Source organism: Pseudomonas sp. S2_E02, assembly GCF_054668355.1.
In genome coordinates this window covers 3,083,523-3,109,504 of the sequence record NZ_CP162761.1, presented here as the reverse complement: position 1 = coordinate 3,109,504, position 25,982 = coordinate 3,083,523, and the positions used below count along the sequence as shown (strand labels likewise).

The 25,982-nt window shown below is 59.8% G+C and carries 22 protein-coding genes; 10 read left to right on the top strand and 12 right to left on the bottom strand.

Going from position 1 to position 25,982, the window contains the following annotated elements; genetic code table 11:
* Positions 1-29: 29 nt before the first annotated feature.
* From colR to AB4O01_RS13885, 5 genes are all read left to right on the top strand, one after another.
* Positions 30-713, top strand: a complete 684-nt coding sequence (gene colR, locus AB4O01_RS13905) for a two-component system response regulator ColR (protein WP_041068401.1) — start codon at positions 30-32, stop codon at positions 711-713.
* Positions 703-1,977, top strand: coding sequence for a sensor histidine kinase (locus AB4O01_RS13900; RefSeq protein ID WP_460092090.1), 1,275 nt, complete (start codon positions 703-705; stop codon positions 1,975-1,977). Before colR ends, AB4O01_RS13900 begins: the two co-directional genes overlap by 11 nt.
* Before the next feature lie 161 nt (positions 1,978-2,138).
* Positions 2,139-2,807 (top strand): class I SAM-dependent methyltransferase, encoded by a 669-nt coding sequence (locus tag AB4O01_RS13895; protein ID WP_116255106.1) that lies wholly within the window; start codon positions 2,139-2,141, stop codon positions 2,805-2,807.
* A 4-nt stretch (positions 2,808-2,811) separates the two neighbouring features.
* Positions 2,812-3,528 carry a lipopolysaccharide kinase InaA family protein gene (locus tag AB4O01_RS13890; protein WP_093430558.1) on the top strand — a complete coding sequence of 239 codons (717 nt, stop codon included), beginning with the start codon at positions 2,812-2,814 and terminating at the stop codon, positions 3,526-3,528.
* A gap of 2 nt (positions 3,529-3,530) precedes the next feature.
* Positions 3,531-3,758 carry a hypothetical protein gene (locus AB4O01_RS13885; RefSeq protein WP_093430557.1) on the top strand — a complete coding sequence of 76 codons (228 nt, stop codon included), beginning with the start codon at positions 3,531-3,533 and terminating at the stop codon, positions 3,756-3,758.
* Positions 3,759-3,933: 175 nt separating this feature from the next.
* On the opposite strand, the gene AB4O01_RS13880 is transcribed toward AB4O01_RS13885, so the two are convergent.
* The 10 genes from AB4O01_RS13880 to AB4O01_RS13835 all read right to left on the bottom strand — a co-directional run bounded on the left by AB4O01_RS13880 (position 3,934) and on the right by AB4O01_RS13835 (position 17,986).
* Positions 3,934-6,969, bottom strand: coding sequence for a multidrug efflux RND transporter permease subunit (locus AB4O01_RS13880; RefSeq protein ID WP_460092087.1), 3,036 nt, complete (start codon positions 6,967-6,969; stop codon positions 3,934-3,936).
* Between the two features lie 13 nt (positions 6,970-6,982).
* Positions 6,983-8,131, bottom strand: a complete 1,149-nt coding sequence (locus AB4O01_RS13875) for an efflux RND transporter periplasmic adaptor subunit (RefSeq protein ID WP_099757043.1) — start codon at positions 8,129-8,131, stop codon at positions 6,983-6,985.
* 180 nt (positions 8,132-8,311) lie between these two features.
* Positions 8,312-9,412 carry a DUF1513 domain-containing protein gene (locus AB4O01_RS13870; RefSeq protein WP_460092085.1) on the bottom strand — a complete coding sequence of 367 codons (1,101 nt, stop codon included), beginning with the start codon at positions 9,410-9,412 and terminating at the stop codon, positions 8,312-8,314.
* A 14-nt stretch (positions 9,413-9,426) separates the two neighbouring features.
* A complete protein-coding gene (locus AB4O01_RS13865; protein ID WP_099757042.1) occupies positions 9,427-10,491 on the bottom strand; it encodes an imelysin family protein in 1,065 nt (354 codons plus the stop codon).
* 27 nt (positions 10,492-10,518) lie between these two features.
* Complete coding sequence (locus AB4O01_RS13860; RefSeq protein ID WP_099757041.1) at positions 10,519-11,946, bottom strand: di-heme oxidoreductase family protein; 1,428 nt, start codon at positions 11,944-11,946, stop codon at positions 10,519-10,521.
* A 318-nt stretch (positions 11,947-12,264) separates the two neighbouring features.
* Complete coding sequence (locus AB4O01_RS13855) at positions 12,265-13,608, bottom strand: imelysin family protein (protein WP_093430551.1); 1,344 nt, start codon at positions 13,606-13,608, stop codon at positions 12,265-12,267.
* 211 nt (positions 13,609-13,819) lie between these two features.
* The gene (locus tag AB4O01_RS13850) at positions 13,820-15,871 is read right to left on the bottom strand and encodes a putative bifunctional diguanylate cyclase/phosphodiesterase (RefSeq protein WP_093430550.1); all 2,052 of its coding nucleotides are present in this window, start codon (positions 15,869-15,871) and stop codon (positions 13,820-13,822) included.
* A 332-nt stretch (positions 15,872-16,203) separates the two neighbouring features.
* A complete protein-coding gene (locus tag AB4O01_RS13845; protein WP_007918933.1) occupies positions 16,204-16,800 on the bottom strand; it encodes a superoxide dismutase in 597 nt (198 codons plus the stop codon).
* Between the two features lie 176 nt (positions 16,801-16,976).
* Positions 16,977-17,579: a LysE/ArgO family amino acid transporter gene (locus AB4O01_RS13840; protein WP_093430549.1), complete on the bottom strand. Its 603-nt coding sequence runs from the start codon at positions 17,577-17,579 to the stop codon at positions 16,977-16,979.
* 5 nt (positions 17,580-17,584) lie between these two features.
* Entirely contained in the window at positions 17,585-17,986 is a 402-nt protein-coding gene (locus AB4O01_RS13835) for an ACT domain-containing protein (protein ID WP_186622841.1), read from the bottom strand.
* A gap of 96 nt (positions 17,987-18,082) precedes the next feature.
* Here AB4O01_RS13835 and AB4O01_RS13830 point away from each other — a divergent pair, with 96 nt between their 5' ends.
* From AB4O01_RS13830 to AB4O01_RS13815, 4 genes are all read left to right on the top strand, one after another.
* Positions 18,083-18,976 (top strand): LysR family transcriptional regulator ArgP, encoded by an 894-nt coding sequence (locus tag AB4O01_RS13830; protein WP_460092083.1) that lies wholly within the window; start codon positions 18,083-18,085, stop codon positions 18,974-18,976.
* Positions 18,977-19,030: 54 nt separating this feature from the next.
* A complete protein-coding gene (locus AB4O01_RS13825) occupies positions 19,031-20,023 on the top strand; it encodes an NAD-dependent epimerase/dehydratase family protein (protein WP_093430546.1) in 993 nt (330 codons plus the stop codon).
* Between the two features lie 116 nt (positions 20,024-20,139).
* Positions 20,140-20,994 carry an ATPase gene (locus AB4O01_RS13820; RefSeq protein ID WP_093430545.1) on the top strand — a complete coding sequence of 285 codons (855 nt, stop codon included), beginning with the start codon at positions 20,140-20,142 and terminating at the stop codon, positions 20,992-20,994.
* A gap of 130 nt (positions 20,995-21,124) precedes the next feature.
* Positions 21,125-21,973 carry a cache domain-containing protein gene (locus AB4O01_RS13815; protein ID WP_099757038.1) on the top strand — a complete coding sequence of 283 codons (849 nt, stop codon included), beginning with the start codon at positions 21,125-21,127 and terminating at the stop codon, positions 21,971-21,973.
* A 144-nt stretch (positions 21,974-22,117) separates the two neighbouring features.
* Here AB4O01_RS13815 and AB4O01_RS13810 read toward each other — a convergent pair whose 3' ends face one another.
* Both AB4O01_RS13810 and pobA read right to left on the bottom strand, forming a co-directional pair.
* Positions 22,118-23,635 (bottom strand): MDR family MFS transporter, encoded by a 1,518-nt coding sequence (locus AB4O01_RS13810; RefSeq protein WP_320336417.1) that lies wholly within the window; start codon positions 23,633-23,635, stop codon positions 22,118-22,120.
* Between the two features lie 79 nt (positions 23,636-23,714).
* On the bottom strand, positions 23,715-24,908 hold the full coding sequence (pobA, locus tag AB4O01_RS13805; protein ID WP_460092081.1) for a 4-hydroxybenzoate 3-monooxygenase: 1,194 nt from the start codon (positions 24,906-24,908) through the stop codon (positions 23,715-23,717).
* 177 nt (positions 24,909-25,085) lie between these two features.
* Here pobA and AB4O01_RS13800 point away from each other — a divergent pair, with 177 nt between their 5' ends.
* Positions 25,086-25,970 (top strand): helix-turn-helix domain-containing protein, encoded by an 885-nt coding sequence (locus AB4O01_RS13800; RefSeq protein WP_093430541.1) that lies wholly within the window; start codon positions 25,086-25,088, stop codon positions 25,968-25,970.
* The last annotated feature ends 12 nt before the right edge of the window (positions 25,971-25,982 follow it).

Genomic DNA, 25,982 nt, shown 5'->3' with positions numbered 1-25,982 from the left:
CGGCCGTTACTGTGTACGGAGGAGTGCCCATGCGAATTCTATTGGTTGAAGACAACCGCGATATCCTCGCCAATCTGGCCGATTACCTGGGGCTCAAAGGCTATACCGTCGATTGCGCCCAGGACGGTCTGTCGGGCCTGCACCTGGCGGCCACCGAGCATTACGACCTGATCGTGCTCGACATCATGTTGCCCGGCATCGATGGCTACACCCTGTGCAAACGTCTGCGTGAAGACGCCCGTCGGGACACGCCAGTGATCATGCTGACCGCTCGCGATCAACTGGACGATCGTCTCCAGGGTTTCAAGTCCGGGGCTGACGATTACCTGGTCAAACCCTTCGCCTTGTCCGAGCTGGCCGCGCGCGTCGAAGCAGTGATGCGTCGGACCCAGGGTGGCGGGCGCCGGGCGTTGCAGGTCGGTGATCTGAGCTATGATCTCGACACGCTCGAGGTTACCCGCGAAGGCAAACTGCTGAAGCTCAATCCGGTCGGCCTCAAGCTGCTGGCGGTGTTGATGCAGAAGAGCCCGCACGTACTGCGCCGGGAAATTCTCGAAGAAGCGCTGTGGGGCGATGATTGCCCGGACAGCGACAGCCTGCGCAGCCACGTCCACCAATTGCGTCAGGTGATCGATAAACCGTTTGCCAAGCCATTGCTGCAAACCGTGCACGGCGTCGGTTATCGCTTGGCCGAGGGCCGCGATGGAGTTTAAGCAAAGCCTTTCCCAGCGGATCATCATTGCCTTTGCGCTGATGAGCGCGCTGGTCGCGGGGGCCTTTGCCATGGGCATCGTCGCGACCGTGCACCTGGTGGAAGAAAAATTGATTTCGGCGGGGCTGGGCGGCGATCTGCAACGGCTTCTGCTGATGGACAACGTTTCGGACTGGAGCCATCGCCCGGAACCCGACCAGTTGTTCTATTTCAGTGGCGGCCCGGGCGATTTCGAGCTGCCCAAGGACCTGCGTCACCTCGATTCGGGTTTCCATGAAGTGTTCCGCGAGCAGCTGTCGTATCACGCGATGGTCGAGGTCGTCGACGGTCGGCGTTATGTGCTGCTGCAGGATCAAAGTGATTTCGAAGAGCGCGAGCGGGTGCTGTTTGCCGTGGTGCTGGTCGGCTTCGTGCTCAGTCTGGCCCTGGCGGTATTCCTCGGGTGGGTGCTGGCGCGCAAGGTAATGGCGCCGGTGGTGCGCCTGGCCCGGCAGGTACGCCATCGCGATCAGTTGCTCGGTCTGGCGCCGCCGCTGGCACCGGATTACGCGGCAGACGAAGTGGGCGAACTGGCGGTGGCGTTCGATGCCACGCTGGGGCGTCTGCGTCAGGCGCTGACACGTGAAAGATTGTTCACCAGCGATGTCAGTCATGAGTTGCGCACGCCGTTGATGGTATTGGCCAGCTCCTGTGAACTGCTGATGGAAAACCCGGCCATCGATCAGCGTGGGCGCAATCAGGTCGAGCGCATTGCCCGGGCCAGTGAGGAAATGCGCGAGCTGGTGCAGACCTTCCTGATGCTCGCCCGCTCTCAACGCGAAGATGCTGGTTCGGCGCCGCAACAGAATCTCGCTCAAGTCGCGGACAGCTTGTTGTGCGTGTGGCGTGAGCCGATCGAAAGCAAAAGGCTGACCTTGCAGTTCGAGCCGGGAAATCCGCCGACCACGTGCTACAACGCAACGTTGTTGACCGCGGTGATGGGCAACCTGTTGCGCAACGCTTGTCACTACACCGAGAAGGGCTTCATTCGCCTGACACTGACGGCGAACGGCTTTGTGGTGGAAGACTCCGGTGTCGGCATTCCGGAAGAAAAACGCGAAGCCATGTTCGAACCTTTCGTGCGTGGCAGCGAAAAGCGTGGCGAAGGCCTGGGGTTGGGATTGTCGCTGGTGCAGCGGATCTGCGAGAACCAGGGCTGGACCGTCAGCCTGAGCACGATGGAACCCAATGGCTGCCGCTTCGAGGTGGATCTGGGCAAAATCTGACGCACGGAGTGGCTCGATGCTACTCCCTCCTACCTGTCTAATTCCTGTATAACGCTGTAATAATTTGTCTGTTTACCGGACATTTTTTTCACAAATGGATGACCTGACGCTGACACGCCGCTCCTTAAGGTGGTGATATCAGCAATTCAGGAGTCCAGGTGATGGCCGGTCCGATCAAACTCGATTTTTCCGAGAAGTACGACGATCAACACGCGCAGAAATACCTGCGCAAGCACAAAGAAAGCCTTGGACGGCGTCTCTCCCACTGGCGTGACGAACAGCTGGCCCGCAAGGCGCTGGCGTCGGTGGGTGAACCGGGACTGGTGCTGGATCTGCCTTGCGGTGCCGGGCGTTTCTGGCCGTTGTTGGGCGAAAAGGCCAACCGGGTGATTATCGGCGCGGACAATTCCGAGTCGATGATCAAGACGGCCATGGAGTCGCAACCGGCGGATGTAGTGAAACGGGTACAACCCTTGCACACATCTGCCTTCGACATTGCCTTGCCTGACAACGCCGTCGACAGCATTTTCTGTATGCGTCTGCTCCACCACATCGGTGAAGCCGAGCATCGCCGGGCGATTCTGCGCGAATTCGAGCGCGTTACCCGGGACAGTGTGATCGTTTCGCTGTGGGTTGATGGCAATTTCAAAGCCTGGAAACGCCAGCGAGCCGAGCGCAACCGTGACAAACGCGAGTATCAGAATCGCTTTGTGTTACCGGCCGCTACGGTGGAAAAGGAGTTCGAGGAAGCAGGTTTTCGGATTCAGGAACAACTGGACTTTATTCCGCTCTACGCCATGTGGCGGGTTTACGTATTACGCAAGAGGTAACAGGATGGCAGTGCAATTTGCAGCAGAAACGGATGTCGCTCCGCAAGATCGCTTTGACTTTTACTGGAACCAGCGCGGCGAGTGGGTGGAAGAACCCAATGTTCGACGTGGCGGGGAAAGTGGCGTGCAAAGGGTCGTGGGGCGCGATGGTCAACTGCTGTATGCCAAGCGCCAGACCGGTCACATCTATCGCAGTTGGTTGCACCCTTTTGGCCGTCCTACTGTTTTGCGTGAACTTGATGCGCTGACCGGCGTGAGCAAGCTCGGTGTGCGCGTGCCGCAAATCGTTTTCTGCGGCGCTCAGCCTGATCCGCAGCACAAATGGCGCGCTCTGCTGGTCACCAAGTCCCTGGACGGTTTCCAGGAACTGGAACATTGGCTGGCGGCTGCCGGCGGTCGCGATCAGTGCGGTGATGTGGTTTATGAGCGCGTGCTCAAGGACCTCGCCGAGAACCTGGCGCGCATGCACAAGGGCCGTTGGCAGCACAGCTGCATCTACATCAAACACGTGTTTGTGCGTGTGACGGGCGAAGGCGAGTCGGCCAAGGTCGAAGTCGCGTTGATCGATCTGGAGAAATGCCGCCAGCGTCTGACCGCCTATCGCGCCGCTTCCCACGACATGAAGCAATTGCGCCGCCATTCGTCGTTCCGCGACACGGACTGGAAAAAACTCGTCTACTTTTATGAGACGGCGTTTGGCAGCGCTATCAAAGGTTTATAGCGATGAAACTAGAAATTGCACGAGGTTTGTTTTTGGTTGGAGCCTTGGCAGTTGCGTCATTGGCGGTGGCTGCCTGGGAGCAGCCCCGCATGCAGGTAGTGGGCTCGTCCGTAGACGACGCCCACTGCGCAGTCCCACGGGTGGCAAAAGCCTCCGTGGCGACCAAACCCGATCATGATCTGTTGTTGTTCATGTTCGGACTTTCTCAAGGGATGAGGCCGCAGAGTTGAACCGATTGAAGCCCACATAAAAGGCCTCGCAGATGCGAGGCCTTTTTTTATGCGCGGATTTTATGGATAAACGCCAACCAAATGTGGGAGCGAGCTTGCTCGCGAAGGCGGTGTGTCAGGCACTATAAGTATTAACTGAAAGACCGCTTTCGCGAGCAAGCTCGCTCCCACAGGGTTATGCGGTTTGTTTGGGATCGGGTTTCGCCAGCAGGGTGTAAACGCACGGCAACACAAACAGCGTAAACAACGTGCCAATCGACATCCCCGTGGCAATCACCATGCCGATATCAAACCGACTGACCGCGCCGGCACCCGTGGCGAGAATCAACGGCACCATGCCAAACACCATCGCCGCCGTGGTCATCAACACCGGGCGTAAACGAATCGCTGCCGCTTCCTCAACGGCTTCACGCGCCGTCAGGCCTTTATCCTTGCGCAATTGGTTGGCGAACTCGACGATCAGAATCCCGTGTTTACTGATCAGCCCGATCAGCGTCACCAACCCGACCTGGGTATAGATGTTCATGCTCGACCAGCCGAGGAATAGCGGTATCAGCGCGCCGCAGATCGACAACGGCACCGTCACCAGGATCACCAGCGGATCGCGGAAGCTTTCGAATTGCGCCGCCAGCACCAGAAAGATAATCGCCAGCGCCAGCGCGAAGGTTACCCACAGGGCACTGCCTTCCTGCACGAACTGTCGCGATGCGCCGCCGTAGTCGAAAGCAAACCCGGCCGGTGCTTCTTCGCTGGCAATCTGCAACACGGTGTCGATGGCTTCACCCATGCTCACCAACGGGAAACCGGAGATCTTCGCGGCGTTAAGTTGCTGGAACTGATTGAGCTGGCGCGGTCGAGCGCGGTCGCTGACCTTGATCAGCGTCGACAGCGGCAATAACTCGCCCTGAGTGTTTTTCACGTAGTAGTTGTTCAGCCAGTCCGGGTTATCGCGATAGGGGCGTTCGACCTGGGCAATGACCTTGTAGCTGCGCCCATCAATGGTGAAACGGTTGATTTCCGCCTCGCCCAACAGCGTCGCCAGCGTGCCACCGAGATCCTGCATCGACACGCCCATCTGCGCTGCTTTGGCGCGGTCAATATCGACCACCACCTCGGGTTTGTCGAACGCCAGATCGAGATCGACGAAGGCGAACTTGCCCGACTCCATCGCGCGCTTCTTGATCCGGTCAGCCACTTGCAGCAGCAGTTCATAGTCGTTGGCGGTGTTGACCACGAACTCGAACGGCAGGCCTTCACCGGTGCCGGGCAGGGAGGGCAGGTTGAAACCAAAGATCTGCAAGCCCGGAATGCCTTCCAGTTTGCCTTGTACCTCGGAGAGGATTTGCATCTGCGTGCGACTGCGCTCATTCCACGGCTTGAGCAGGAAGCCGCCGATCCCCGCCTGTACACCGTTGTAGCCGTTGATCTGGAACGAGGAGTAGTACTCCGGGAACTCTTTGAAGATCTTGATGAATTCGTCGGTGTAGGTGCTCAGGTAATCGAGGTTGGTTGGCTGCGGCGCAGTGGCCATCATGAAAATGATGCCCTGATCTTCGTCCGGGGCCAGTTCCGATTTGGTGAACTTGAGAAACACCGGGATCAGGCACAACACGATCACTGCGAACACCAGCACCACCGGTCGCGTGTTCAGCGTGCCGTGCAGCATGCTCTGATAGCGGCGCTTGAGGCCGTCAAAAATGCGGTCGAGGCGATGCGCGAGGCCGCTGGGATTTTCCTCGTGGCGCAGCAAAAACGCGCACATCATCGGCGACAGGGTCAGGGCGACGATTCCGGAAATCACCACGGCGCCGGCCAGGGTCAGCGCAAACTCCTTGAACAACGCTCCGGTCAGCCCGGTGAGGAAACCGATCGGCGCATACACCGCCGCCAGGGTGATGGTCATCGACACCACCGGCATGGCGATTTCCCGTGCGCCTTCCAGCGCCGCATCAAACGGCGTCTTGCCTTCCTCGATATGCCGGTGAATGTTTTCCACCACGACAATCGCATCGTCCACCACCAGACCGATGGCCAGCACCATCGCCAGCAGCGTCAGCAGATTCATCGAGTAACCCATCATCTGCATGAAGAACATCACGCCGATCATCGACAGCGGAATGGTCACCACCGGGATTAGCACCGAGCGCAATGCGCCGAGGAACAGGAACACCACGACGATGACGATCAGCACCGCCTCGAACAGGGTTTTTACCACTTCATCGATCGAGGCCTGGATAAACAGCGTGGCGTCGTAGGCGATCTCGCTTTTCAGGTTCGGCGGCAGTTGCGCTTCCAGCTCCGGCATCAGCTTGCGCACTTCCTTGATCACGTCCAGCGGGTTGGCGCCTGGGGTGGCCTTGATGCCGATGTACACCGACGGCGTGCCGCCAAACGAGCTGATCGAATCGTAGTTTTCCGCGCCCATTTCCACCCGCGCGACATCACTCAGCAACACGCGGCTGTCGCCACTGACCTTGAGCGGAATCGCCGCGAAGGCTTCAGCGGATTTCAGCTCGGTGTTGGCGTTGATGCTGGTGACCACATACTCGCCTTTCACTTCGCCGGCGGCGGAGAGGAAGTTGTACTGGCGCACGGCGTTGGTCACATCGCTGGCGCTGAGGCCGAAACCGGCGAGTTTCACCGGGTCGAGCCACAAGCGCATGGCGAACACCTGATTGCCGAGAATCTCCGCCTCGGCCATGCCCGGCAAGGTCGCCAGTTTTGGCTGGATCACCCGTGACAGGTAGTCGGTGATTTGCGGGTTGCTCAAGTCCTTGCTGAAGAAACTGATGTACATCAGCGCCGAGGCGTCGGCGGACTCCTTGCTCAGCACCGGGTCTTCGGCGTCCTGTGGCAGCTTGTTTTTCACCTCGTTGGCTTTGGCCAGCAGTTCGGTGAACAAACGGTCGGTGTTGGAGCCGATGCGCGCGTAGATCGAGATCACCGAGAAGTTCTGCCGGCTGACCGAAGTCATGTAGTCGATGCCCTCGGCGCTGGCGAGGCTCTGCTGCATCGGCTGGGTGATGTAGCCCTGAATGGTTTCGGCGTTGGCTCCGGGATAAGCGGTGGTCACCGTGATCAGGGCGTTTTCCATTTGCGGGTATTGGCGCAGCGGCAACTTGCTCCAGGCCTGAAAGCCCAGCAGCACAATCAACAGGCTGACCACGGTGGCGAGCACCGGGCGGCGGATGAACGGATCGGTAAAGGCCATGGGGATTCCTTGATCAGTCGGCGCGCGGCGGACTGTTCTGCTCGCCGAGGGTCTTGTCGTCGCTGATGGCGATGTGGGCACCGTTGTCCAGTTTGATCTGGCCAGCCGTCACCACTTGTTCGCCACTTTGCACGCCCTTTTTGATCATCACCAGGCCATCGCGGCGTTCACCGGTTTCGATGAAGCGGCGTTCGGCGATCAGCACCGGTTGGCCCTTGTCGTCCTTTTCGACGCTGCCGTCTTCGGCTTTCTTTTGCCCGACCACGTAGATCGAGTTGCCGTAGAGGGTGTAGGTGATCGCGCTCTCCGGCACGACAATGTGTTTCTGCGGATCCGGCAACAGCACCTCGAGGCTGGCGAACATGCCCGGCAGCAATTTGCCGTCGGGGTTGGCCAGCGTGGCGCGAACCAGAATGTTGCGCGTTGTGCTTTCGACGATCGGGTTGATCGCGCTGATCTTGCCGGCGAAGTTTTGCTTGGGATAGGCGGCGACAGCGATCTGCACAGGCTGACCGATGGCCAGTTTCGGCACCGATTGTTCGGGCAGGTAGAAGTCGGCGTAGAGGCTGCTCAGATCTTGCAGCGTGGCGATTTTGGTGCCGCTGGCGAGGTAGTCGCCGACGTCGACCTGACGGATGCCGATGGTGCCGCTGAACGGTGCGAGGATGCGTTTTTTCGCCAGCGAAGCGTTGAGCTGATTGACCGTGGCTTTATTTTTCTGCAGTACAGCGGAGAGCCGGTCGTACTCGCCTTTGGAGATTGCGCGGCTATCGACCAGTTGCGCGCCACGGCCGAAGTCCAGTTGCGCCAGCCCGAGATCAGCCTTGGCGGTTTCCAGCAGGGCAGTTTCGACGCCACTGTCGAGTTGCAGCAAGGGTTGCCCGGCCTTGACCTTCTGTCCGGACTCGAACTTGAGTTCGGTGACGGTGCCGGCCACTTCCAGGCTCAGCTCGACACCTTGCAGCGCCTTGAGAGAGCCGACGGTGGGCAAACGCATCTGCCACGGTTGCTCGGTGGCATTGGCCACGGCAACGCTGATTGGCGGTTTCGGCTTGGAAAAGCCCTGGATCATTGTGTAGATCGAAAAGGCTTTGTATCCGCCCAGCACCAGGACGATCAACAAAACAACACCCAACATGATCAGCATGCGGCGACGCAGCATATTTCCAGTTCCTTGGATAAATCAGGTGAGACAGGCGGGCACATTACTCCGAGTACAGGGGGGATTCCAACTGGCAGTTCTTACAGGGGGGCGCAAAAAGACCGGAGCCTGCGGCAGTTCCTGCAGAGGAGTGCATTCCAATGCAGGAGCTGCCGCAGGCTGCGATCTTTTAAGGCAGTTTTACGCCATCAAGTGCAGATGGTTGTCCCAGAGCCCCGCCGGTAATTCCAGTGGCTTGGCCAGCAGCTCATCCTGACGGCAATCGTAGTAACGGCAACGTCCTTGCCCGGAGGTCACGACAAAACCGTCCTTCACCGCACCCACACCCGCGCAATCGGGCAACGGCGCGTCGAGGCGCACCTCGCCACTGTCCAGATCCCAGATAAAGAAGCGGTTGCCACGCGGCGCCGTCAGCGCAACCAGGCGCAAGTCGCTGTGCACCGCAACACTTGCGGTGTAATGCCCCATCGACTGCAACTGATGCTCCGGCACCGGGAACGCCACGAACGGCTGCCCCGGACGCTTGATCGCCAGCAACTCCGAACGCTCATGCGAGGCGCCCATGAACTGCTGACCGGCGACGATGGTGCCGTCGCTGGCGATGCCCAGATGGCGCACGCTGTTCATCTGCTGGGCGAGCGTTTCCTTGCTCAGCAGGGTGCCATCGCGCTGCATCAGCACCAGACTTGGCTCCATGGCGTTGAGGTTCATGTCGACGCGGCTTTCCGCCTCGGTACGAATCCCGCCATTGGCCACCACCAGCGTCTCGCCGTCAGGCATCCACGACACTTGATGCGGACCGAGACCGTGGGTGGAAATCTCGCCGGTGTGCACCAGTCGCTCGCCTTCGAACTTGTAGACGCCGAGCAGGCCACGGCCAGGATCGGTGGTGTCGTTCTCGGTGGCGTACAGGTATTCGCCGTCCTTGTGCACCACGGCGTGGCCGTAGAAGTGCCGGTTCGGCTGTGAGGTCACGGTCTGCAGCAACTTACCGTCGCGCAGGTCGACCAGGTAACTCTCGGTGCCCGGGCGACGTGCGACGAACAGTGCAATCGGCTGCGTCGGATGGTTGATGATGTCGTGGCAGCGTTGGCCGACTTCGGTGGCGAACACCCGCGTGCCATCCAGCCGATAGCCGACGGCGTAGTGTTTGCCGTCGGTGTCGTCGCGCGCCGACAGCAACAGCGGGCTCTGATCCTTGCGTTTGAACAGCGTCCAGCCGCCCAGCGTCACTGCTCCCAGCAGTGCACTACCTAAAGTCAGAACCTGACGTCGCAGCATGGCACTTGCCCTCATCAGTCACCGTCGTTGGCGTTGAAGCCCAGTTGGATGCCCAGCGCCTTGGCCAGTTCGCCTTCGTGCAGGCGATGGACGACGTTGAGGCTGTCGTAAATGTCGTTCAGTTGCTGACGACCGGCGTCGTCTTCGAGCATTTCGCCGAGCGAACGCTGAGTGCTGTCGAACAGTTTCAGCGAAGCGGCGTAGGCTGCGTCGATCTTGTCGGCCAATGGCTTCTGATCGCTTGGCAGCAGGCTGCGCAGGCCTTTGTTGTCGACGCCTTCCCAGACGGTTTTGGCAGCGGCGAGGCTGGCTTCCAGTGCGGTCAGCGAGGACTGGCTGCGCCAGGCATCGGCCTGGAACGGTTGAGGCACGCCTTTGCTCTGACGGCCCATTGGCGTGCCGAGTTTTTTCTTCAGAGTGTCCAGTGCAGTGACTTGCACACGCAGCAGATCGGCGATCGCTTCGTGGGAGTCGGCGTAGCGCTGGTTGGGGAACTTGGTCATCTGCGCGAGCATGCCGTCAGTGTTGTTCCAGCCCTGCAGAATCTCTTCGGCCAGTTGCTTCTGTCGTTCGCCAATGGCGATCAGCAGTGGGCAGTACTTGGCTTTCTGCTCGGCGTTGGCCACGTCAGGCTTGGCGTCGAACAGGATGTACTCGTACGCCGACAGACCTTGAACGACTACGCTCGATTTGGCCAGGGCGGCGGCGTCGATCTGCGGCTGCGCGACGACCAGTTGCTCGACCTGACGGCCGACGAGGTTCTTTTTGTCCGGCCAGAACTGTACCTGCCACGAACGGTTGCCCTCGGCCAACGGGCCGATCAGCAGCGGTTGCAGCTCGGCCCAGGCTTTCTGCGCGTGCAGGAAATCGGCGCGGGCGGTTTCCAGGGTTTCCTTGCCCTGGCAGTAGGCGAGGGCGCTGACCGCCAGTTGCTTGTCGGCCTCGACCCAACGGGTGTAGGTCGGCAGGATCACTGATTTGGCGATGGCCGCCGACGTGACCGCTTGCGGATCCTGCGGCGAGCAGGCACCGAGGGCGAGCGCGGCAAGGCTGGTGAACAGTAGCTTGGGACGGAACATGTCGGGCTCCCGATTCTTTTTCAGTGTTTAAAGTGAGTTCAAAAACGCCAGCAGCGCGGCACGCTGCTCGGCATTGAAAGACAAAACCTGTTGCTGCGCGGCTTGTGCTTCGCCGCCATGCCAGAGCACCGCTTCGAGCAGATTGCGCGCGCGACCGTCATGCAAAAACTGTGTGTGGCCGCTGACGGCTTGCGTCAGGCCGATCCCCCACAACGGCGGCGTGCGCCAGTCGCGGCCGGAGGCCTGGAATTCCGTACGGTTGTCGGCCAGGCCGTCGCCCATGTCATGCAGCAACAGATCGCTGTATGGACGAATCACCTGATTGGCCAGTTCAGGTTCGGCTGCGTTGGCGGCGGTGGTGTATTTCGGTGTATGGCACGACTGGCAGCCGGCCTGGAAAAACAGGCTCTTGCCGGCCAGCACTTGTGCATCGTTGACGCCACGCCGCGCGGGTACGGCGAGGTTACGGCTGTAGAACAGCACCAGACGCAGGATGTTGTCGCTGACTTCCGGCTCGCCGTCCGGGCCATTGCCGTTTGGCGCCTGTTTGCAGGCAGTTTGCGCCTCGGTGCAGTCATCGAAGGGGCGCAGACTGGTGGTGAGACCCATGTCACCGGAAAACGCGTGGACGTTCTGTTGATTGAGGTTCGGTTGCCCGGCTTTCCAGCCGAATCTGCCCATGACGGTCTTCTGCAACGCATCATCCCAGACCTGATTGGGACGGCCATTGATGCCTTTGTTGTCTTTGGCTTGCGCGGCGGCGTTGGCCAGAATCGCTTCTTCGGGGATCGCTTCGAGCAGGCCCAGTCCAATCATCGGCGGCGCGACGCGGGCCGAGAAACGCGTGTCCGGGTGCATCGGGCCGTAGCCCAGTTGGGTGATCTGCAACACTGGCTTGCGCAATTCGACTTCGGTGCCGTCCTTGAAACGCACGGGCACTGGCGTGTAATCGACGCGCACTTTGCCTTCCGGGGCGACGCCGGGCACGGCCATGTCCTGGAACTGGCCGCCGTAGACCGGCTCCGGCACTACGCCAGCCTGCTCGATGAGCCGGGCATATTCCGGCGCGTCGGGGATCGACAGCCTGACCAGCATCGACACCGCGTTGGCCGCATCCGGCGTCGGTGGGTGGCCGCGACCGTCCTTGATGTGGCAGTTCTGGCAGGCGTTGGTGTTGAACAACGGGCCGAGGCCATCGCGCGCCGTGGTGGTCGACGGTGCAATCACCCATGGGCTGCGGAAGAAACTGTTGCCGACACTGAAATCCACTCGCCGTGACGGTGGCAGGTTGGCCGAGGGCAGGGAGAATGCGTTCTGATCGGTCTTGCGCACGGTCGCTGCACCGCCCGAACGGGCTTCACCCGGCTCAGCCTTGGTGAAACGCGGGGCGTCATCGCAGGCACTCAGGCCCAGGGCCAGCAACAGTGCGGACAAGCGAAGAGGCAGCGAGGGCATCAGACATCCTGCGGACGGGCGAAAATAAAGGCGCAAAGTCTAACAGGGCGAAGGAGTTTGAATAAGAGGAATTATCGTTTGCTTGATATGAAGCAAACCTAAAGGCCAATGCAAACCTTGTGGGAGCGAGCTTGCTCGCGAAAGCGGAGTTCGTCGCTCTGCTGGTGTTGCGCCAGATGCCGCCTTCGCGAGCAAGCTCGCTCCCACAGGGATTGGTGGTGCACTTGATATTGGGTACACCTTGAAGCAGGGGGTTGTGTTTGGCATGCATGAAAAAGGCGACCCGAAGGTCGCCTTTTTTTGAATCGGACGCAGTGATCAGAACTCGTGATCAGCGTTGTCCGGGTTCAGGTCGCTGATGCCCAGTTTGCCGGCAGCGGCTTCGATCGAACCGGTCTGCTTGACCAGCGAGGCGATGGCGTCGCGAACGATCTGGTTGCCCGCAGTGTTGCCGGCAGCGATCAGTTGGTCGTAGTGCTCACCCTTGTTGGCGTGATCGACCATGACCTGGATCTTCGCTTCAGTGGCGGCCAGATCGGCTTTCAGCGCGGTGTCGGCAGCCGGGTCGGCCTTGGCCACCAGCGACGACAGGCTGGCGCCGGTCATTTTGGTGCCGTCAACACGGGTGTACTCGCCCAGGTAAACGTTACGAATGCCTTTGGCATCGTAGAAGTGCGAGTTGTGCGTGTTGTCGCTGAAGCAATCCTGCTCGTCTTCAGGGGAGTTGGCTTCCAGGGAAACCTTCATACGCTCGCCCGCCAGTTCACCCAGGGACAGGCTGCCCATGCCGAAGAGCATTTTGCGCAGACCGGTTTCGCCCGGCTCGGCTTCCAGGGTGGCACGGTAGTTGTCAGCCACGTTCGGCTTCCAGTTGCCGACCATTTCTTCCAGGTCGCTGACCAGCAGTTGGGTCACGGACTTCAGGTAGGCACGACGACGATCGTTGTGACCGCCAGTGGCGCCGGCGCCTTCCAGGTAGTCGGAGGCCGGACGGTTGCCAGCGCCAGGGCCGGTGCCGTTGAGGTCCTGGCCCCACAGCAGGAATTCGATCGCGTGGTAGCCGGTGGCGACGTTGGCTTCGGAACCGCCCAGCTCGTTGAGGCTGGCGAGTTTTTCCGGGGTGATGTCTTTGACGTCGACCTTGTCTTCGCCGACCTGAACTTCGGTGTTGGCAATGATGTTGGCGGTGGCGCCCGGGTTACCCAGTGCGTGCTCGTAGGATTTGTCGACGTAGTCGATCAGACCCTCGTCCAGTGGCCAGGCGTTAACCTGACCTTCCCAATCGTCGATGATGGTGTTGCCGAAGCGGAACACTTCGCTCTGCAAGTACGGAACGCGCGCGGCGACCCAGGCAGCCTTGGCGGCTTTCAGGGTGTCGGCGTTGGGCTTGGCGAGGAAGGCGTCGACGGCGGTCTGCAGGGTTTTCGCGGTGGATTCGGCATCGCTGTAAACGGCGAAGACCATGTCGGCGTAGTGCGCGACCACAGCCTTGGCGGCGGCTTCGTCGACTTTACCGGCAGCGGCAGGCGCCGCAGGTGCGCTGGTGCTGGCGGCTGGGGTCGGTGCGGCCGGAGCGGCGGCCTTGTCTTTGCCTTCGCCGCAACCGGCGAGGGAAATAGCGATGGCCAGCAGACTGGCGGTAGCCAGAGGCATACGAATCATGGCGAACATCCTGCTTCGATAGTTGAGTGGACTCGCGCTGGGGGTGCGCAAAACTGCGACATAATGCAAATCTTTCGCATTATGTGTAAAGGGTTGTGGCTGGAAATATTTCTTATTTACGCAGATCAAAAGATCGCAGCCTGCGGCAGCTCCTACAGTGGGAACGCATTCCAAATGTAGGCGCTGCCGCAGGCTGCGATCTTTTGATCTTCTAGAGAATGGCCGCGTTACTGCGTTGCGCCTGTTTGAGATAGGCGCCCAGTTCCCGGGCCGGCAGCGGTTTGCTGTAGTGGTAACCCTGACCTTCGTGGCAGCCTTCGGAGATGATGTAGCTTTCCTGTTCGGCGGTTTCCACGCCCTCGGCAATCACCTGCATGCCCAGGCTCTTGCCCAGTTGAATGATCGCGCGAACGATGGTCGCATCGTCGTCGTCATCGAGCAGGTCCTGAACGAAGCTCTTGTCGATCTTGATCTTGTCCAGCGGCAGGCTTTTCAGATAGCTCAGGGATGAATAGCCGGTGCCGAAGTCATCGATGGCGATCAAAGCGCCAGAGCGGCGCAGGCTGAGCAAGTGCTGGGCGGCGGTGCTGATGTCTTCCATCAGGCCGGTTTCGGTGACCTCCAGTTCCAGACTGCGCGGTGGCAGGCGGTACATCTGCAGCAGGTTGTTGACCACGCGCGGCAATTCGGCGTGGTGCAGTTGCACGGTCGATAGATTCACTGCCATGCGCAGGTCGGCGAAACCCATATCGTGCCATTCGCGCAATTGCTTGCAGGCCTGATCGAGCACCCATTCGCCAATGGCGATGATCGTGCCGTTCTGCTCTGCCAGCGGAATGAACAGGTCCGGCGGCACCAGACCGTGTTCCGGATGCTGCCAGCGAATCAGCGCTTCGACGCCGACCACGCGGTGATCGCGATAGCTGATCTGCGGCTGATAGACGAGATAGAACTGATCACGCAACAGCGCATCGCGCAGGTCTTTTTCCAGTTCACGACGACGGCGCATCTCGCTATCTACACTGGCGATGTAGAACTGATAGCGGTTGCGCGAGCGGGTCTTGGCCAGGGTCATGGTCTGCTCGGCCTTCTGCAACAGCTTCTCGGTGCTGTCGCCGTCCTCCGGGAACAGGGTGATGCCAATGGTCGCGCGCAGGCGGATTTCCTGATGGTCGAGGGCGAACGGCGCCTCCAGATCATCAAGGATGCTTTGCGCCAGTTCGGCCGCTTCGTAAGGTTGCTCGATATCCGCTTGTACCAGTGCGAACTGGTCGCCGCCGAGGCGGGCGAGGGCGCCGAGGCGGCCGCTGTGGGCGCGCAGACGATCGGCCAGGGCCAGCAACAATTGGTCGCCGGTCTGGTAGCTGAATTGCTCGTTGATGCCTTTGAAATCATCCAGCCCCACGCACAACACCGCGACCCGGCGTTGCAGCTTGCCGGCGTCGACCAGAATCTTGTCCAGTTGCTGCTGGAGTTGCTGGCGATTCGGCAGGCCGGTGAGGAAGTCGTACTGGGCCATGCGCAGCAGACTGTTTTCCGCTTCATGACGCAGATGGGTGTTGCGTTCGATCGACTCAAGCAACTGATTGGCGGTGTTGATCCAGATCCCCAGCTCGTTTTTTTCGTGGCCCTTGAGCTGCGGAATCTTGTGTTCGCTGGGGCGATCGGGGTTGATCTCGGTGAGGTGTTCGATGATCCGCGACAACGGCTTGGTCAGCAGCCAGTGATAGACCAGATACAACACCAGGCCCATCGCCAGTGCGCGCAAAACCCCGGAAATAAAGATGATCACCGAACTGACGATAAAGCCCTCGCCATAGGTGGCGGTGTCGAGGGTGATGCTCAGGTCGCCGTAGTACTCGCTGTACGGACCACGCCCTACCAGTTGCGTGGTGAAGGTGCGTTCCTGGCCGAGAATCAGGTCGGTCAGCCAGCGGCTGTTGGACTGCTGCAATTCGCGGGACTTCTGCGCGAGCATGGCTTCGTTGGGATGGCCGATAGAAGCCTGACGCACGGCATCGTCCTGGAACAGGCCTTCGATCACCTGCATGCCCATTTCCCGGTCGAGGCTGTAAACCGCCTGGGTCGAGGGATCGCGGAACATGTCGAGGATGCGTTCGGCGTCGCCGGCAACGGCCTGGCGGGTTTTGTAAGCATCGAAAACGATCTGTGCGCAGCTCAAGACTACGCCGACGATCAATGCCGACAGGAGCACGACCCGGAGCAACTTCACCGACAAGCTGTTCTTGAGTTCCAGCTTCAAAGGGTTATTCCTTGTTCCGTGCGGGTAGCGTCAAGTTGCCATGAGTATTGGCAATCCCGAGTTGGCAGTCAAAGGGACAATCAGACCGGGGACGATTCGCCCATAGCCTTGGCCGAAATGCTGCTGTCTGGAGTATTAGCCCTAATTTGTACTATGTCGGTAGTTTCGCCCCTCAACTTGAGCGGTTCGCAGCATTTTTTCCTCTTTTTGATGTTAGCCCGCTGTGGCACGGCAGCAAGCAGCGGCAGACAGCTTTAAGCGTGAGAAAAACGCTATTTAAATGCAGGCATAAAAAACCCGGCAAAAGCCGGGTTTTTTGACTGGCGCGCAGCTTAAGCGGTGAAGGTTTTGCCTTCGAACTGCTCAGCAACGAACTTCCAGTTGACCAGGTTCCAGAACGCTTCGACATACTTCGGACGAACGTTGCGGTAGTCGATGTAGTAAGCGTGTTCCCAGACGTCGCAAGTCAGCAGCGGAGTGTCGCCGCTGGTCAGCGGGTTGCCGGCGCCGATGGTGCTGGCCAGAGCCAGGGAACCGTCAGCCTTTTTCACCAGCCAGCCCCAGCCGGAACCGAAGGTGCCGATCGAGGTTTTGCTGAACTCTTCCTTGAACTTGTCGAACGAACCGAAAGCAGCATTGATGGCTTCAGCCAGCGCGCCGGTTGGTTGACCGCCGGCGTTTGGCGCCAGGCAGTTCCAGTAGAAAGTGTGGTTCCAGACCTGAGCGGCGTTGTTGAAGATACCGCCCGAGGAAGTCTTGACGATTTCTTCCAGGGTCTTGCCTTCGAACTCGGTGCCTGGCACCAGGTTGTTCAGGTTCACGACATAGGTGTTGTGGTGCTTGTCGTGGTGGTATTCCAGGGTTTCCTTGGAAATGTGCGGCTGCAGGGCATCGTGTGCGTAAGGCAGCGGCGGCAATTCGAAAGCCATGATGATTCTCCTAATCAGGTCTGTTGCGGTGAGCGCAAGGCCGATCACGGGCGGCCAGAAATGCACCGGCGAGTTTTTACTCTTTGCGGCGCAGGGTTTCGATCATAGCACCGGGGTTGCGGCATAACCACGCAACAACTGTGTGGGATAGAGGTTCCAGAGCCGTTTGGAATAAATCAGCTCGCCAATATCAACTGCCCGGCGACCGTGAACATCATCAACGCCACCACCAGATCAAGAATCCGCCAGGTACTCGGCCGGGCCAGATATGGCGCCAACCACGCAGCACCCAGTGCCAACGTGAAAAACCACAGCAACGAAGCACTCGCCGCGCCCACTACATAAGCGCCCGGCACCGATTGCTGCGCGCCGAGCGAGCCGATCAGCAACACCGTATCCAGGTAAACGTGCGGGTTGAGCAGCGTCACCGCCAAAGCGCTGAGCATTACCGCACGCAGCGAACGCACGGTCTGATTCTCGCCTTGCCCCATGCTCTGTTTCGAACACGCCCTGCGCAGCGCCTGGCTGCCGTACCAGATCAGAAACGTCGCGCCGCCCCAACGGGCAATCGCCAGCAGCATCGGGTTCTGCGCCAGAATCGTCGCCAGCCCGAATACTCCGGCCGCCACCAGCAGCGCATCGCAAACCACGCACAACGCCGCCACGGGCAGGTGATGTTCACGACGCAGGCTCTGCGCCAATACAAAAGCGTTCTGCGTGCCGATCGCCATGATCAGCCCGAACGCCACCAGCAGGCCGTTCACATAGCTTTGCCACATAACAATTACTCCGCGTTGGCTGCGAGATCGCGCAGCACTTGCATGGCGCGTTCGGCGTCGGCCTGGCCGACGAACAAATGGTCGTGGTAATAGCCGGCAATCACGTTGCAACTGATCCCGGCCTTGCCCAGTGCCGTGGCGAATGCGGCGGTGAGGCCCACGGCTTCCAGGGCCGAGTGCACGTTGAGGGTGATCCACGCGGCGACGTAGTCGAAACTGAAACCGGCCTGTTCAGCTTGGGAGCGTTCGAGAATCACGGTCAGGCCTTCCTGTTCGCGGAAGCTGCCGACGATCTCCAGATCCCTCGGTAACACGCCGTCGGGCAGGGTGCAGAATACGTATTCGCCGGCGTTCAGTTGCGGGCTCATGCTGCGCAACAAGGTTGTGAGTGAGGTTTCGCCAGCCATTGCAGTGATCCTTGATAAAGAGTGCTTGCTGGCTATTCTCCGGGCGAAACCTGTATAAGAAAAACCAATAGTGCTGATCGCTCATTAGGAAAACTGATGTTCGACTACAAATTGCTTTCTGCTCTGGCCGCCGTGGTCGAGCAGGCCGGCTTCGAACGGGCCGCGCAGGTGCTGGGTTTGTCGCAATCGGCGATTTCGCAGCGGATCAAACTGCTCGAAGCGCGGGTCGGCCAACCGGTGTTGATTCGCGGCACGCCACCGTCGCCGACCGAGATAGGCCGGCGTCTGCTCAACCATGTGCAGCAGGTGCGTCTGCTCGAGCGTGACCTGCAAACCCTTGTGCCCGCGCTGGACGAGGAGGGGGTGCCGGAACGTTTGCGCATCGCTCTTAATGCCGACAGCCTCGCCACGTGGTGGGCCAAAGCGGTGGGAGATTTTTGCGCCGAACAACATTTGCTGCTCGATCTGATTGTCGAAGACCAGACCGTCGGCCTCAAACGCATGCGCGCCGGTGAAGTGGCCGCGTGCCTCTGCGCCAGTGAACGGCCGGTGGCCGGGGCACGCAGTGTGTTGCTCGGGGCGATGCGTTATCGCGCGCTGGCCAGCCCGGCGTTCATCGCACGGCATTTCCCCGACGGCGTGCGCGCCGAGCAACTGCCACGCACCCCGGCGCTGGTGTTCGGCCCGGACGACTTCCTCCAGCATCGTTACCTCGCCTCGTTGGGCGTCGATGGCGGATTCGAACACCATTTATGTCCTTCCTCGGAAGGTTTTATCCGCCTGATCGAAGCCGGACTGGGCTGGGGCCTGGTGCCGGAACTGCAAGTGCGCGATCAATTGCAACGCGGGTTATTGCATGAACTGCTGCCAGATAAACCGATCGACGTGCCGTTGTACTGGCATCATTGGCGTAATGGCGGTCAGCTGCTGGGCCTGCTGACCGAGCAATTGCTGCGTTCTTCGGCGCAATGGCTAGTGCCGTTGGACTGAGGGCCAGCGTCAAGACACTCGAATCAGGCAAAACGAAAGACATCGGAGCTTTACATGAAAATTCTGGTCACCGGCGCAAGCGGCTTCATTGGCGGACGCTTTGCGCGTTTCGCCCTGGAGCAGGGCCTGGACGTGCGGGTCAACGGTCGCCGGGCCGAGAGCGTCGAACATCTGGTGCGCCGTGGCGCCGAGTTTGTCCCCGGCGACCTGACCGATCCCGATCTGGTCCGCGAGCTGTGTTCCGATGTTGAAGCCGTGGTGCATTGCGCGGGCGCCGTCGGGCTGTGGGGCCGCTATCAGGACTTTCATCAAGGCAACGTGCAGGTCACCGAAAACGTTGTCGAAGCCTGTCTGAAACAGCGCGTCCGCCGTTTGGTGCATCTGTCGTCGCCATCGATCTATTTCGATGGCCGCGATCATTTCAACCTGACGGAAGAGCAAGTACCCAAGCGCTTCAAGCATCACTACGCCGCGACCAAATATCTGGCTGAGCAAAAGGTTTTCGGTGCGCAGGAGTTCGGCCTGGAAACCATTGCCCTGCGCCCGCGTTTCGTCACCGGCGCCGGTGATATGAGCATCTTCCCGCGCCTGCTTAATATGCAGCGCAAGGGCCGCCTGGCGATCATCGGCAATGGCCTGAACAAAGTCGATTTCACCAGCGTGCAGAACCTCAACGAAGCGATGCTCAGCAGTTTGCTGGCCGCCGGTTCCGCGCTGGGCAAGGCCTACAACATCAGCAACGGTGTGCCGGTACCGTTGTGGGATGTGGTCAATTACGTGATGCGCAAGATGGAAGTGCCACAGGTCACCAAGTACCGATCGTATGGTCTGGCCTACAGCGTCGCGGCGCTCAACGAAGGTGCATGCAAGCTCTGGCCCGGGCGTCCGGAGCCAACCCTGTCGCGGCTCGGCATGCAGGTAATGAAAAAAAATTTCACCCTCGACATCAGCCGCGCCCGGCATTATCTCGACTACGATCCGAAAGTCAGCCTGTGGTCGGCGCTGGATGAGTTCTGCGGCTGGTGGAAAGCTCAGGACATCCGTTGAAACGATTCGGCCGGGCGGCAATGAACCGTGTAGCCGCTTGGGGGTCAATCCCTGCGGCTGCGGCGGTTATACTTCGCAGCATTTAGCCATCACCGCGTTTCACAAAGGTTGCCTCAATGTCCATGCGTAATGATGCCCACGACGATTTCGATGATGTCCCGAGCCTGCGTGCCGACACCTTCGACGACGATGACATTCCGACCACCGCTCGCACCTCCGTGCATTCGCGCACGCCGCCCGTGGTCAAGGTCAAGGCGGCCAGCACCGGCCCGTTGTGGGCGTTGGTCGGCGCACTGTTTTTCGCCTTCGTCGGTCTGGCCTGGTGGAGTTTCCAGCAAATCTCGTTGATGGAGCAGCAACTGGTTGCGACTCAGGAAAGCTTCGCGCGCATCAGTGAAGAAGCGGCGGGGCGCTTGCAGGACATTTCCGGCAAGGTCGTGGCCAGCCAGTCCAACGTCACCAGCGACAGCGAAGCCCTCAAGCTGCAGATCAAACAGCTCGAAGGCAAGCTGCTCGATCAGAGCAAACAGCAGCAAGGCGTCGCGGGGCAGGCCAGTGATCTGGACAAACGACTGGCACAGATGACCGCGCAGACCACTGAACAGCAGAACGCCAATACCCAGTTGCAGGCGCAGGTCAAAGCCTTGACTGCGGAACTGGCGACGGTGAAAAGCACGCCGGCCGACACCAGCAAGGTCGACGCTCAGTTGAAGGCCTTTGACGCGCAGTTCAAAAGCCTCGGTGCCGATATCGCGGCGTTGAAGAAGCAGGGCAACCCGAGTGCGGCGATTGATCGCCTCGAACAGGAAATCGTCGTCCTCAAAAGCGAGCAGGACAACCGCCCGGCAGCCCCGCAAGGCGGCGGCAATACCGCCGAGTTCGACGCTTTCCGCGGGCAGATGACCCGCAACATCAATACCCTTCAGGCGCAGATTCAGAACCTGCAGCAGCAGATCAATTCCCGCCCGTAAGACTTGCTCAACAGTGGTGAGGCTTGCCTCACCACTTAAGCCGCGAAACGTTCAGAAACCCTCTGAATATCCATACATCAGCCCAAGCCGTCTACGCTCTTGAAACACCAACAAGAACGAGGGATGCGCTATGGGGTTTTTGCATAAAGTGGCCTGGCTCAGCGTGATGTTACTGGCCGGTTTCGGCCAGGCCAGCGCCGCCACGACCGCCAAGGATGACAGTCAGGCCGCCATCGCCTTGCTGGAAAAAGCCCTGGCCTATTACCACGACAATGGCGACAAGGCGTTCGCCGCGTTCAGCCGGCAGGGCGAGTTCGTCGACAAGGATCGCTACGTGTTCGTGGTCGACACCAAAGGCGTGATGCTCGCCAGCGGCGGGCCTTCATCAGCGTTGATCGGTCGTGACGTCAGTGAAGTGCTCGGCCCGGATTTGCAGAAAACCTTCAAGGACGCGTTGAAAGTGCCGGAAGGCAACGGCATCCAGCAGGCCGAATACCGTTGGCAGAACTGGTCGGACGGCAAGGTCGAGCGCAAGCATGTGTATTACCAGCGCATCGGTCAGCGGATTCTGGCGGTGGGTTACTACTTGCCGCGAGCCTCGGCCGAGCAGGCCAAGGCGTTGCTCGATAAAGCGGCGACTGATTTGGGCAAAGACGAGAAGGCCACGCTGACGGCGATCAACTCACTCAAGGGTGGCTACTTGCAGGACGACTTGTATGTGTTTGTGGTTGATCTGAACACCCAGCGCTACGTTGCCCACGGCACCAACCTGCGCTTGATCAACACCGACTTCGGCAAGATCAAGGATCCGGATGGCAAACCGGTGGGCGAGCCGATTCTGGCGCTGATCGGCAAGCAGGATGACGGTGAGTATGAATACCGCTGGAAGAACCCGGTGACCGGCAAGGTTGAGGACAAACATGCCTACCTGAAGAAGGCCGGACATTTCCTTGTAGCCGTCGGTTACTACAGCCCCTGAACGAAATGCCGCTCTTGTACTGATCGTTCCCACGCTCCGCGTGGGAATGCAGCCCGGGACGCTCTGCGTCCCATCCAAAGCCGAACGCAGAGCGTCCGTTGAGGCATTCCCACGCAGAGCGTGGGAACGATCAACGGGAGAAAGTTATTTGGCGCCGTGCTCGCGTCCGCGCAGCAGGTTGTTCGGCATCGCAATCGCTGCCGCCAATCCCAGCAACGACACCGCCGCACTTACCCACAGCAAATGCCGGAACGTGACCAGCAATTCCGCACGCAAGGCGTTCTGCGCATCCCCCGGCGCGGCGTTCAGACCATCGAGCAGGACGTTGCCCGAATGCCCTTCGCTCATCAGTGAACTGCTTGCCAGATGGGCGAAGCTGGAGTCCTGTAACAACGCCAGCAACAGCGCCGACATCAACGCCACGCCCACTGCGCCGCCGAGGGAGCGAAACAGGTTGGTGGTGCTGGTCGCTACGCCGATGTCGCGTTGCTCTACCGAGTTTTGCGTGCCGACCAGCGAAGTCGGGAATTGCATGCCGCTGGAGATACCACAGAGCAACATGAACAGACCACTGACCAGCGTCGCCTCGGGTGGGCTGAACGCCATACCGAAGATCGCAACCGGCATCAGCATCGCACCGGTCAGAATCTGCGGTTTGTAGCGTCCGGTAATCGACGTGCGACGCCCGGCGAAAAACGCACCAATCGGCAGCCCCATCGCCAGCGGCAGCAAGTGCAACGCGGCACTGTCGGCCCCTGCCCCAGTGACACTCTGAAAGCGCAGCGGCATCAGCACGATCAACGAAATCGCCTGGAAACTGGTGAAGAAAATCGTGCACCAGCACAGCAGCGCGTTGCGATTGGCGAACAGGTGCATCGGCAGCAACGGCTCCCGCGCCCGGCGTTCGTGCCAGACAAACAGCGCCAACACCACCACCGCACATGCAAACAGCCCGAGCACTTCACTGCTGCGCCACGAATGACCCTGGCCAACCTGAGTGATGCCCAGCAGCAGGGCAGTGAGGCCGATGATCATCAGCAGCGTGCCGAGGTAATCGATGACCGGTTTGCGCTGGGGAATCGGCAGGCCACGCAGATTGCGCCGCGCCACCCACCAGGCACCGAGGCCCAGCGGCAGGTTGATCAGAAATACCCAGCGCCACGACAGGTACTCGGTCATGTAACCACCGAGTACCGGGCCGGCGACACTGGCCACCGCGTACATGCTGCTGAAGTAACCCTGATAACGCCCGCGTTCACGCGGCGGCACGATGTCACCGATGATTGCCTGACTTACCGAGATCATCCCGCCGGCGCCGATGCCCTGAAGGATCCGCGCCAGCACCAGTTGCTCCATGCTCTGCGCCATGCCGCAAAAGAGTGAGGCGAGGGTGAACAGGCCCATGCCGAACAGCATCAATTTGCGCCGCCCGTACAAGTCGCCGAGCTTGCCGTAGATCGGCACGGCCACCGTCATCGCGACCATGTACCCGGAAATCACCCAGGCCAGCAGGCTGACGTCCTTGAACTGCGCAGAAATGGCCGGCATCGACACGGCGACAATGGTTTGGTCCAGCGCGCCGAGAAAGATCGCCATCATCAGCGCGACCAGCACGCTGCGAATGGCCGGTTTGGGCGTTTCGGGGTGATTGAGATTGGTCACGGGCAAAACCTGCGGGCAGTGAGAGTCCCGCAGATCATCAGGCGAGCGGGGATGCTCGCCAGTGTAAGTCGGTAGCAGGCTATTCGATAGCCTCATAAGGAAGTCCGACGTAATTTTCTGCAATGGTTTTTCGCCCTGCTTCTGAACTGACAAAGTAGTCCAGTTCCGAGGCGCTGATGCGCTGGCTGAACGCATCGTGGTCATCGAAGCGATGCAGCATCGAGGTCATCCACCAGGAAAAGCGCTCGGCTTTCCACACGCGGCGCAGGCAGATTTCCGAGTATTTCTCCAGCAGATCGGTGCGCTCGTCGCGATAAACCTTCAACAGAATATTGAACAGCGTACTGACGTCGCTGGCGGCCAGATTCAAACCCTTGGCGCCAGTGGGCGGGACGATATGCGCCGCGTCGCCGACGAGAAACATCCGTCCGTACTGCATCGGCTCGACGACAAAACTGCGCAGCGGCGCGATGCTCTTTTCAATCGATGGGCCAGTGACCAGCTTCTCGGCAAGCTCCACCGGCAGACGATTTTTCAATTCATCCCAAAAGCGCTGATCGCTCCAGTCATCGACATTTTCATCCGCCGGCACTTGCAGGTAATAGCGGGTGCGGGTGGCCGAACGCATGCTGCACAGAGCGAAGCCACGTTCATGGCGGGCGTAGACCAACTCCTCATGCACCGGCGGCGTGTCGGCCAGAATCCCCAGCCAGCCAAACGGATAAACCCGCTCGAAGATCTTCAGGCTATCGGCCGGAATCGACTGCCGCGCGACCCCGTGGAAACCATCGCAACCGGCGATGTAATCGCAATCGACGCGAAAGGTTTCGCCGTCCTTTTCGAAGGTGACAAATGCCTCGTCGCTTTTCATGCCGTGAGGAACGACATCCCTCGCCTGGTAAATGGTCGGCGCACCAGCCTCCCGACGAGCGGCCATCAGGTCGCGGGTGACTTCGGTCTGGCCGTAGATCATCACGCTCTTGCCACCGGTCAGCGCGTGCAGATCGATGTGCACCTGACGTCCGTCCAGGGCCAGATCGAAACCGCCATGCACCAGACCTTCGGCGTCCATGCGCTGACTCACGCCAGCCTGACGCAACAGCTCTACCATGCCCTGTTCAAGTACCCCGGCGCGAATGCGTCCGAGCACGTAATCAGGTGTCTGGCGTTCAAGGATGAGGGTGTCGATACCAGCGTTGTGCAGCAACTGGCCGAGGAGCAATCCGGACGGACCGGCGCCGATAATGGCGACTTGGGTTTTCAGCGTTTTCATTGTTTTTATGGCTCGCAAGCTTCACGCGACAAGCGCCGGTGAATATTTTTTATGGATCGAGTGCTTGCATTTTTCCCTTGCGGGTCTGTCAATTGAAGGTGAAAACTGAGCTGATACCTGTACATTCTGCCAATCGGTGCGATTATCGCCCACAACCCCGAGGCCTGGATTGAAGTGATGAACAAGCCTGAGCTGCCTTCGATTCCAGTGTTCAAGCTCTACGGTGAAAGCCTGGACTGGCCGACCCCTGACTTGCTGCACTGTGAAACCATTTCCTCCCGCAGTCGCGAACATGAGTGGGAAATCAAACCCCACCGCCATGCTGATTTGTGCCAGTTGCTCTTCGTCTTCAAAGGTCAGGCAGAGCTTGAGATCGAAGGGCAGCGCACGCAACTCCAAACCCCGGCGATTCAAGTGCTGCCACCGTTATCGGTGCACGGCTTTCGCTTTTCCGAAGACGTCGAAGGGTTCATCGTTACCCTCGCCACACCGCTGATCAATCACTTGCAGGCGCAACTGGGCGATTCGGTGCACGCACTGGCCAGTGCAGAAAACTACCCGGCAGGCACCGACGGTGATTACCTCAACAGCCTGTTCTCGGCATTGCAGGCCGAATACAACGGTCATCAACCGGCGCGGGAAATGCTCATGCATTCGCTGGTCAGCGTGATCATGGTCTGGGTCAGCCGGCAGGCGATCGTGCGGCACAAAGCCAGTCAGCGGCCGCAACGTCAGCGCGAATACCTCAATGGCTTTATTCAATTGGTCGAGGAAACTTATCGCCAGCATGTGAAGGTTGAAGACCTGGCGCATCGGCTGGGGATTTCGGTATCGCACCTTAACGGCACTTGCCGTGAACTGGCGGGGCAACCGGCGTTGCAGATCATGCACGAGCGTCAGTTGCTGGAAGCCAAGCGCTTGCTGACCTACACCAGCATGACGATTTACGAGATGTCGGAGTTGTTGGGGTTTTCCGATCCGACCAACTTCACGCGCCTGTTTCGGCGCCGGGTGGGGATATCGCCAAAAGCCTTCCGCGACCGATTGAAAGCCGAACAATAATTTCATAACCAC

Coding starts and splice junctions, on each gene's coding strand:
- AB4O01_RS13815 (WP_099757038.1), top strand. CDS start 21,125: ATGGGGTTTTTGCATAAAGTGGCCTGGCTCAGCGTGATGTTACTGGCC.
- pobA (WP_460092081.1), bottom strand. CDS start 24,908: ATGAAAACGCTGAAAACCCAAGTCGCCATTATCGGCGCCGGTCCGTCC.
- AB4O01_RS13820 (WP_093430545.1), top strand. CDS start 20,140: ATGTCCATGCGTAATGATGCCCACGACGATTTCGATGATGTCCCGAGC.
- AB4O01_RS13865 (WP_099757042.1), bottom strand. CDS start 10,491: ATGTTCCGTCCCAAGCTACTGTTCACCAGCCTTGCCGCGCTCGCCCTC.
- AB4O01_RS13875 (WP_099757043.1), bottom strand. CDS start 8,131: ATGCTGCGTCGCCGCATGCTGATCATGTTGGGTGTTGTTTTGTTGATC.
- AB4O01_RS13880 (WP_460092087.1), bottom strand. CDS start 6,969: ATGGCCTTTACCGATCCGTTCATCCGCCGCCCGGTGCTCGCCACCGTG.
- AB4O01_RS13900 (WP_460092090.1), top strand. CDS start 703: ATGGAGTTTAAGCAAAGCCTTTCCCAGCGGATCATCATTGCCTTTGCG.
- colR (WP_041068401.1), top strand. CDS start 30: ATGCGAATTCTATTGGTTGAAGACAACCGCGATATCCTCGCCAATCTG.
- AB4O01_RS13800 (WP_093430541.1), top strand. CDS start 25,086: ATGAACAAGCCTGAGCTGCCTTCGATTCCAGTGTTCAAGCTCTACGGT.
- AB4O01_RS13855 (WP_093430551.1), bottom strand. CDS start 13,608: ATGATTCGTATGCCTCTGGCTACCGCCAGTCTGCTGGCCATCGCTATT.
- AB4O01_RS13885 (WP_093430557.1), top strand. CDS start 3,531: ATGAAACTAGAAATTGCACGAGGTTTGTTTTTGGTTGGAGCCTTGGCA.
- AB4O01_RS13845 (WP_007918933.1), bottom strand. CDS start 16,800: ATGGCTTTCGAATTGCCGCCGCTGCCTTACGCACACGATGCCCTGCAG.
- AB4O01_RS13830 (WP_460092083.1), top strand. CDS start 18,083: ATGTTCGACTACAAATTGCTTTCTGCTCTGGCCGCCGTGGTCGAGCAG.
- AB4O01_RS13835 (WP_186622841.1), bottom strand. CDS start 17,986: ATGGCTGGCGAAACCTCACTCACAACCTTGTTGCGCAGCATGAGCCCG.
- AB4O01_RS13895 (WP_116255106.1), top strand. CDS start 2,139: ATGGCCGGTCCGATCAAACTCGATTTTTCCGAGAAGTACGACGATCAA.
- AB4O01_RS13825 (WP_093430546.1), top strand. CDS start 19,031: ATGAAAATTCTGGTCACCGGCGCAAGCGGCTTCATTGGCGGACGCTTT.
- AB4O01_RS13870 (WP_460092085.1), bottom strand. CDS start 9,412: ATGCTGCGACGTCAGGTTCTGACTTTAGGTAGTGCACTGCTGGGAGCA.
- AB4O01_RS13860 (WP_099757041.1), bottom strand. CDS start 11,946: ATGCCCTCGCTGCCTCTTCGCTTGTCCGCACTGTTGCTGGCCCTGGGC.
- AB4O01_RS13840 (WP_093430549.1), bottom strand. CDS start 17,579: ATGTGGCAAAGCTATGTGAACGGCCTGCTGGTGGCGTTCGGGCTGATC.
- AB4O01_RS13890 (WP_093430558.1), top strand. CDS start 2,812: ATGGCAGTGCAATTTGCAGCAGAAACGGATGTCGCTCCGCAAGATCGC.